Annotated in this window: 8 protein-coding genes; 4 read left to right on the top strand and 4 right to left on the bottom strand. The window is 29.0% G+C overall.

The features are described from left to right. Nucleotides 1-613: 613 nt before the first annotated feature. The 4 genes from ACJDU8_RS24710 to ACJDU8_RS24695 all read right to left on the bottom strand — a co-directional run bounded on the left by ACJDU8_RS24710 (nucleotide 614) and on the right by ACJDU8_RS24695 (nucleotide 3,588). Complete coding sequence (locus tag ACJDU8_RS24710; protein ID WP_406794848.1) at nucleotides 614-1,318, bottom strand: YczE/YyaS/YitT family protein; 705 nt, start codon at nucleotides 1,316-1,318, stop codon at nucleotides 614-616. 125 nt (nucleotides 1,319-1,443) lie between these two features. Further along, a complete protein-coding gene (locus ACJDU8_RS24705) occupies nucleotides 1,444-1,875 on the bottom strand; it encodes a MarR family winged helix-turn-helix transcriptional regulator (RefSeq protein WP_406794847.1) in 432 nt (143 codons plus the stop codon). A 579-nt stretch (nucleotides 1,876-2,454) separates the two neighbouring features. Beyond that, a complete protein-coding gene (locus tag ACJDU8_RS24700; RefSeq protein ID WP_406794846.1) occupies nucleotides 2,455-2,985 on the bottom strand; it encodes an ArsR/SmtB family transcription factor in 531 nt (176 codons plus the stop codon). Nucleotides 2,986-3,318: 333 nt separating this feature from the next. Next, nucleotides 3,319-3,588 (bottom strand): hypothetical protein, encoded by a 270-nt coding sequence (locus ACJDU8_RS24695; protein WP_406794845.1) that lies wholly within the window; start codon nucleotides 3,586-3,588, stop codon nucleotides 3,319-3,321. 580 nt (nucleotides 3,589-4,168) lie between these two features. Here ACJDU8_RS24695 and ACJDU8_RS24690 point away from each other — a divergent pair. The 4 genes from ACJDU8_RS24690 to ACJDU8_RS24675 all read left to right on the top strand — a co-directional run bounded on the left by ACJDU8_RS24690 (nucleotide 4,169) and on the right by ACJDU8_RS24675 (nucleotide 7,297). After that, complete coding sequence (locus ACJDU8_RS24690; RefSeq protein ID WP_406794844.1) at nucleotides 4,169-4,444, top strand: type II toxin-antitoxin system RelB/DinJ family antitoxin; 276 nt, start codon at nucleotides 4,169-4,171, stop codon at nucleotides 4,442-4,444. Continuing rightward, a complete protein-coding gene (locus tag ACJDU8_RS24685) occupies nucleotides 4,437-4,700 on the top strand; it encodes a Txe/YoeB family addiction module toxin (RefSeq protein WP_406794843.1) in 264 nt (87 codons plus the stop codon). The genes ACJDU8_RS24690 and ACJDU8_RS24685 overlap by 8 nt, the downstream gene beginning before the upstream one ends. Nucleotides 4,701-5,340: 640 nt before the next feature. Next, a complete protein-coding gene (locus ACJDU8_RS24680) occupies nucleotides 5,341-5,946 on the top strand; it encodes a sugar O-acetyltransferase (RefSeq protein WP_406794842.1) in 606 nt (201 codons plus the stop codon). 409 nt (nucleotides 5,947-6,355) lie between these two features. Beyond that, on the top strand, nucleotides 6,356-7,297 hold the full coding sequence (locus tag ACJDU8_RS24675) for a PIG-L family deacetylase (RefSeq protein ID WP_406794841.1): 942 nt from the start codon (nucleotides 6,356-6,358) through the stop codon (nucleotides 7,295-7,297). Nucleotides 7,298-7,796: the final 499 nt, after the last annotated feature.

Below are 7,796 nucleotides of genomic sequence, written 5' to 3'. Positions count from 1 at the left end.
AACAATTCTAATTTCTGAATTTAATCAGCTAATTAGGCTAATCTTTTCAATTAGCAACAAGTCGCACTTTTATTGCATAATATTCCTACAAAATGTAAATAATAAAATCATTGCCAAATTAACATAACAAGTGATAGTATTATCAATACTTAACATCAATAAATATTTAGTAATTGAAAAACAAAAAAAGTAAGTGCCTGTCATAGGTGCTTATTTTTTTATTTTAAGGTAGTAACAGCAAAGCTGCCACCAGGGGCAAAGTAGCTATTAAATGATTGATAAACATAGCTTTAAGATGTCAACATTTCCGATAAAATCCATTCTAACGATTTAGTAAATAAATTATTAGAATGATGTAGTTCATTTACTTTGATAAATTTACTGGATAAGTTTACTTATAAAATGGCTTAAAATCATAACATTAAATTTATAAAGATAAGATAAAGTTAATGCCCGTTTATTTTATCCAATTTATAGAAGATACTTTGCACTTCATAACACAGCTGCTGGTATTAGGCCTACTAGTTAATTCATCATATTTAAAAATTCAAGTCGGTCTTTTCAACTGTTTCAGAATTTAACATATTTTATGAAAATTGTTTGGAAATATAACTTATATCTTAAATTCTTCTATATAAGAAGAATCCTTATTACATTCTTTTTCACAATAGATTAATGTAGGAGCATTATTCAAAAATTTGTCAAGCCTTTCCCTAAACAATTTCATAATGAAGCTTAAAACAGTTCCAACCAAAACAGCTGAAATTATTGTTCCAGCCCCCACACTTCCAAGGCCGCGAATAACAAGCAAACAAGACATTCCTGAAATTAGCACCATTGAAGTATCAAATACTACCTTTACTCTTGGAAATGCAATTCCAGCTTTTTGGGATATTGCTTGTATTGCACCTTCTCCCGCCAGTGGAACGACATCAGGTGGCAAATAAAGAAAAATTCCCACTGCAACGAATATTATACTTACTAGGAGAAATAAAAAACGTACTACGTAATCTTCGGGTGTGGGTAAAAATGTTATTAGATAATTTGAAAAGGTAGTAAAATATCCAAAAATCACCGCCACGATGAGTTGAGACAGATTTTTGATTTTGAAATCTCTTCTTAAAATTACAATTTGAATTAGTATTAATATAATATGAAATAAAATTGTGGCTTTTCCCATTTCGATACCTGATATTAGTGTAATCGTGTAGGGAATTGAACTGACAGGAGATACTCCTAGATTTGATTTTATCGAAAAACTTATTCCGATTGTCATCATAAAAAGTCCCAAAACATATATAAATAATCGTTTTGTCATATTAGATTTTCATATCCTCTCTATATATTTTTGATGTTCTCTTGAATACTTTCTTAAATATACAGCATAAAAAATAACGCAGTTTATATGTGCTAACTTATTCTATAATTACTTTAATAAGGAATTTATCTTAATTGTTTGCAGTTTTTGATGCTATTCTCCATGACTTTTTCCATTAATTTTTCAAAGACGTCACATTCTATGTCACTTAAATTTTCAGTCAACCTACGATGCCACTCATCCTTTATTTTTAATATTTTAGGATAGATATTAATAGCCTTATCTGTGGGAAAAATATTGAATGCACGCCTATCATTTGAATTTATTATTCTAGTGATAAATCCCTTTATTTCAAGCTGAGATAGAACTTTTGCTACAGTACTCTTATCTATAATCAATCGTTGAGATAATTCATCCTGTGTCTGTCCCACATTCTCACAAATACAGACTATATACATAAACTGCCCACTAGTAATTCCTAACTTTTCAAGATGTTCTGTGTAAAATATTTGTGTACGGCGGTGGGCCACAGAAACATATTTTGATAAATCCTTCATAGTAATCCTCCTTATAAAAGTTTCTCTTGCAACTTTAATTTTGAAAAAATAAACTCTAGTGTCAATAGAAACGCATTAATAATCAATAATATTATATTAAAATAATTCATTTATTGATATCTTGATAGAAAAAACACTATAATAATGGTTTTATATGCAACTATTATTATAGTGTTTTTGTATGGTAAATACAACACATAATGTTTGATGAATGAAAATCAACTTATATAAATCTTTTACGTCTCGTATAAGGCATTTTTTATTTTAAAATATAAAACTACTGAATTCTACACAACTATACTTTTGTAAAACTAAAAGAAGTACCTTATTCAATACTATGTTCTGTTTATTGACTAGAGTGAAAAATACTCTGGTTTTATTTTTTTGCGTGTGCGATTAATTAAACATCATAATTTTAATATCCAGTTTCTTCTCTATAGGGGTAATAATTTTGAAGCACAACGTAAAAATACCATAAAATTCATTTCTGAAATAGTATGGCATGTTAAAGATTATTTCTTATTTAATAGGTACGACTATTAAATAAGAAGCATACGTTATGCTATATTTTTGTCTCTTTTAAATAGGCTTTGTAACTTTCATAAGTCTTTTTAAGTTCTCTGTTGTTTCTTCAAATTTGTCAAGTATAAATGTACTATTTACTTCATAAAATACATGCCTGTTTATTTTGGTTTTACTAACAATTCCATAACGACTCATAAAATCCAAGTGCCTTGAAATTACTGATCTGTTTTGTGTAAAATTTTCAGCAATTTCATTAATGCGCTTCTTTCCACTACTAGCAATATACACTAGTATTTTGCTTCTTACTGGATCAAACAGAGCCTTATAAAAATCAAAATCGATACTAGCTTCAATAGAATTACTACATTCTATTGCGTTACACTCGCTTTCCATTTGTGAAGAATTAATATAGTGAGTCTGTGGGCTAACATTCCAATTTCCAATAGTCTGAGGATTATTGGAAAGAGCATTCACTGCAGTATGCGCATCAATTCCATAATTAACAGTAGTCCCTAAATATGAAACATTTGATGATAGTGGAATGAATTTTAGTTGTTGTTTTAAAATATTAGTATTGATATGCATAGTTATGTACCTCCCAATTTTGAATTTTTTTTACAATACTATTATTGTATATTTGTAAAAAGATTATTCGAATAATTGTAAAAATGTATAAGGGGTATTTCCTTCTAGGAGTTGCAGTTACAACTTCTATGCAGTATTTCCTTATTGATTTTATGTGATAGGGGATGAACATAAAAGGATAAACGAAAAAAAAGATATTAAAATTGCTCGAAAAAATACTTTATAACCGTTTATAAAATATTCGTTGCCTTTTATAAACAAGTATATTTCGCACATCTCGTTATCCTCCATATTAGCCACTTTACTTGTACACCTCTGATGTATATTTTTTTATTATATAATTTTCTCAATATTAACTAGTCTAGGTTTATGTCCAGCAGGCGTTGCTGCAACATATATCTTTGCTAATCCAGTTTTAGGTGGCAATGTTGCTGTAATAGATTTAGCTATAAACAAATAATTTATTCCATTTACAACTTGAGTAGCCACTGCTATAGGAACAAAAGTAGAACCTACGAATCCTTGCAAAGCAATGTTAAGAACCTGTTTATCCTTATCACTAACATATTCATGAACTATCCATCCTCCATAGCATACATCCATTTTAATTTACTCCTCTTTTTATTTTTAATATTTATTAAAATTTATGTACTGCAACTAAGAAAAAGAATTATTTTTAATAGGTATTAATGGTTTGGCAAGCTATCCAAAGTGATATCCTTTGGCTATACTTTAGAGCTTGCGAAAAGGATAACTCCCATTTTTGATTGCCCCTCTCCATAAAGGTCTAATACCAGCATAAGTGCTATAACTGCAAGGTAGATGTGGTTTTATGGGTAACCAGAAGTTTATTTAAGGCATAGCCTAAAACAACAAAATCAGAAGTAAGCTGATCGACTTAAATTCTATTTATTTAGGATTGCTTTTTAGATAGATAAACAATTGTTTTTGAATGTCCTTGGGTTCAAACAAATATTCTTAAAATATAATTTAAAAACTGTACATTATTATCGTAAAGTATAATTATTTCTATAAACATATAATTATCTGTCTCAATGATAATTTGTTTACTAAAATTATATCAAGAAGTATCTCTAAAAAAAATAAGTATGTAAATATTGTATTGACAACGTGTACGATATTACATACAATGTATATAATAGATGTGAAAGGAGATGATTATATGAGTCGTAATGTTACAGTTAATGTTCGCATGGATGAGAATTTAAAAAAAGAAGCAGAAAAACTATTTGATGATTTGGGAATGAATATGTCAACAGCTATCAATATATTTATTAGACAGTCACTTAATATGGGCGGCATACCATTTACAATCACTCGCAAAGATGATTTTTACAACAAGTATAATCAACAAGTCTTACAAGAATCTATAAATCAGCTTGATGCTGGAAAAGGAAGAGCTCATAACCTAATAGAAGCTACAGTTAAAAATGGTTAAAATTTGGTCAGATATAGCATGGAATGATTATTTATACTGGCAACAACAGGACAAAAAAACACTTAAGCGTATCAATGCACTTATCAAAGATATCGAACGCAATGGATATGCTGGTATTGGTAAGCCTGAGCCATTAAAAGAAAATCTTACTGGTTTTTGGAGTAGGCATATTGATGATAAAAATAGACTTGTTTATAGAATACGTGATGGAAATCTTGAAATAGTACAATGTAAAACACACTATAATGATAAATAATAAAAAGAGGCTACTATAAAATTTTATAGTAGCCTCTTCAGACTGTAGACAAGCGACATTTATCTACCGCCTAAGGGAATCGTTATTTTAAAATAGTGATTCCCTTTTATCACATTTCTTAAGTTCTTTTATAATTGGGTACCTTCACATATCGGCGTGTTTCAAATTTATCTTACACTTTTAAATCTCAAACCCTGTGAATTCAATAGTTTCAATGTGAAAATGTTATTATTTAACATGCAACAAAATACATTCATGAAATAACCTATAAATGATATAACAGAAAAGAAAATAGAATTAGCTATATAACTTCCATGCGCACTCCATATATTGAACTTTAAATATATAAAAAATGTATATCTTTCTATTAAAACATGCCTTAAAACGCCTTATGATTAATTCTAAGTATATACTAATTATTTTGTCAAAACACAATTTCGCTCTAAAATCATATTTGCTCATATTAATAATTGTACAAAACAACTTTAATGTTTAATTTACTATATAAACATTAAATTATCTATCCCAAAATAATTTGATTATGGTATTATTTAGTTAAGTCGTAGATGTAAAAAGATACAACTTAAAAATCATTTGTATTCTGCGAATTAAATCTATCGTTTTTAATGGGAGGTAGACTATGAAGGAAGAAGAAAAAATATTTGCAGGTAGATTGTTTGATGCTCGTACAAAAGAACTTCGAGATATTAAGCATAAGGCACATATTCTTTGTCAAAAATTTAATGCACTTGATGAATATGATGAAAATCGCTTATCGATAATCAAAGAGTTTATTGGGAAGATAGGAGAAAAATACTATTTTCAAGGCCCGATACAGTTTAATTATGGGTGTCATACTTTTATTGGTGAAAATTTCGGTGCTAATTTTAACCTTATGATTATGGATGACGCAAGAATCTATATAGGCAATAATGTCATGTTTGGACCAAATGTATCTTTAATGGCTACGAATCACCCACTAATCGCTGAAGAAAGAACGGCTATGAAATATCTGGATGGTCATATTTCGGTGTCCGAATATGCAGAAGAGATTCATATAGGAAATAATGTTTGGATTGCCGCAAATGTTGTAATTATTGGTGGTGTTCATATTGGCGATAATGCTGTTATTGGAGCAGGCAGTGTCGTAACAAAGGATATTCCTAACAACTATCTTGCGTATGGCGTTCCTTGCAAACCAGTGCGAATGATTACTGAAAAAGATTCAAAGTTAGACCTACTGTAATTATTTAAAGCAAATGGGTATAATCTTTATACATAATATGTGTCATAATATTTTCATTTTGTTCAGCAACTAGAGTAAAAAACGCTCTAGTTTTATTTTTTAACAGGTAGCTTAATTAGACATTAGAAATGTAAAGCCTAATTTCCTATATAAATCTATAATTACTGGACAGGCTTATTCTTGCTTATTATAAACTTAATTTATCAAATTTTACTGAAAACTCACTAAAACTTTAGGAAAATAAAACTTGATTTTGTTAAGTTTTATTTTTTTTGTAAAATATAGCAGGGAAATTCAATATATTGTAGAATCTATTTTTAAAGATGAATGTCTTATTAAATAACAATAAAATATTCATTTTATCCAAGTACTTGGTGGATAATAATTAAATTTGAAAGGATGGAATTATATGAACGTAAAAAAAATAAAAGGTTTAGTATTGGCACTTGTTGTGGGACTATTACTAGTACCATTCATCCAAACATCAGCACACGCTCAAGCTGTTTCATTATTCGTAAGCCCTCATCAAGATGATGAAACATTATCAATGGGAATGGGAATGGAAAATGCTTATTTAAATGGCTATGATGTACGATTGTTGGAGGTAACTTGTGGAGCTAATACCACAACTAATAGTAATGATAAAATAATTACTATTGAGAGAAACAGTGAACAGGCTTCTGCTGTGGCTGAATTACATTTAACTGATTCAAGCAAAATAGCATATATGAATGAGGTACAAACTAATGTATCCAGAAATTTACTAAATTTGAATAACACAGATTTTAATAATAAAGTTGTAAGGATAGAAAATAAAATTATAGCCATAGCAGAAAATACTGGCAAATTCACAAATAATAAATTTGCTTCTGATTTTTATGTTAGCACTACATCAGGATCAGATGGATTACTAAGGGCTCCAGAAACAAATGCTGCTAAAACAGATTATTTATATGATGCTAATAATAATCTTATTTTGGATTATCAAGAACAAGATCACTTAGCATGTGCATATGCAGTTAGACAACTTGTATCACATTACGGGCTGAATAAACCAAAGTTTTATGTACTTCCAACAAATTGGGCTCCTTTCCCAATAAGTATAGTTAGTGGTAAACAATATGATGAGAGTATAGCATCAGTAGCTACAAATCCGACTATTTATGATCCTACTATTGGAGGTTATATGTCAGTAAGTTCTGAGTACCAGTATGCTCGAACATATTCTATAACTGATTTTATGGCGGCACTTGATTCATATATAAATTCTCCATACCAGTATGCTTACAACTCAGTTGGTGCTATGTTTAACAGAGTTAAGATATATCAAACGTCATACTATCATTATTAAAAACGTATTTTTAGCTAAAATACATTTTCAAGATTGTTAGTAGTTTTACGAAATGTTACTTAAATATACCTATGAATAGAGTACAGAAAGCAATTCGTGCAAAAGTAACACTAAGAAAATTTACCTTCCACAAATACATATATTGTAGTTTGTGGAAGGTATTATTTATTCACATATGTTTTAGAATAATGTATTATAAAATTACATCTCATATAGGACTTTTTTTATTTTAATGAATAAAATTGGTCATCTGAAAAATTCCCATAACTTAAATGGCTTCTATGTAGCTTTAAAATCCAGCCTTTTTTTTCTTTACAGCTTTATTTATACTACACTCGCTCTGTATTGAATCTTTATTTACTAGGAATGCACCTGTGTAACACTCACCTTTAGTATTCTTTTATTCCTAGTTCTTTCATTAGTTCATCATGTGTCAGTTCTGTTACTACTGCATTTATAGTTTCAAAATCTTTAACCTTAGAGAGTATATAAGCCTTAA

It is taken from the genome of Candidatus Clostridium eludens (genome assembly GCF_045310515.1).
Lineage (GTDB): Bacteria > Bacillota > Clostridia > Clostridiales > Clostridiaceae > Clostridium_B > Clostridium_B eludens.
The sequence above is the reverse complement of the archived record's forward strand: the minus strand, read 5'-3'. Positions and strand labels throughout refer to the sequence as shown.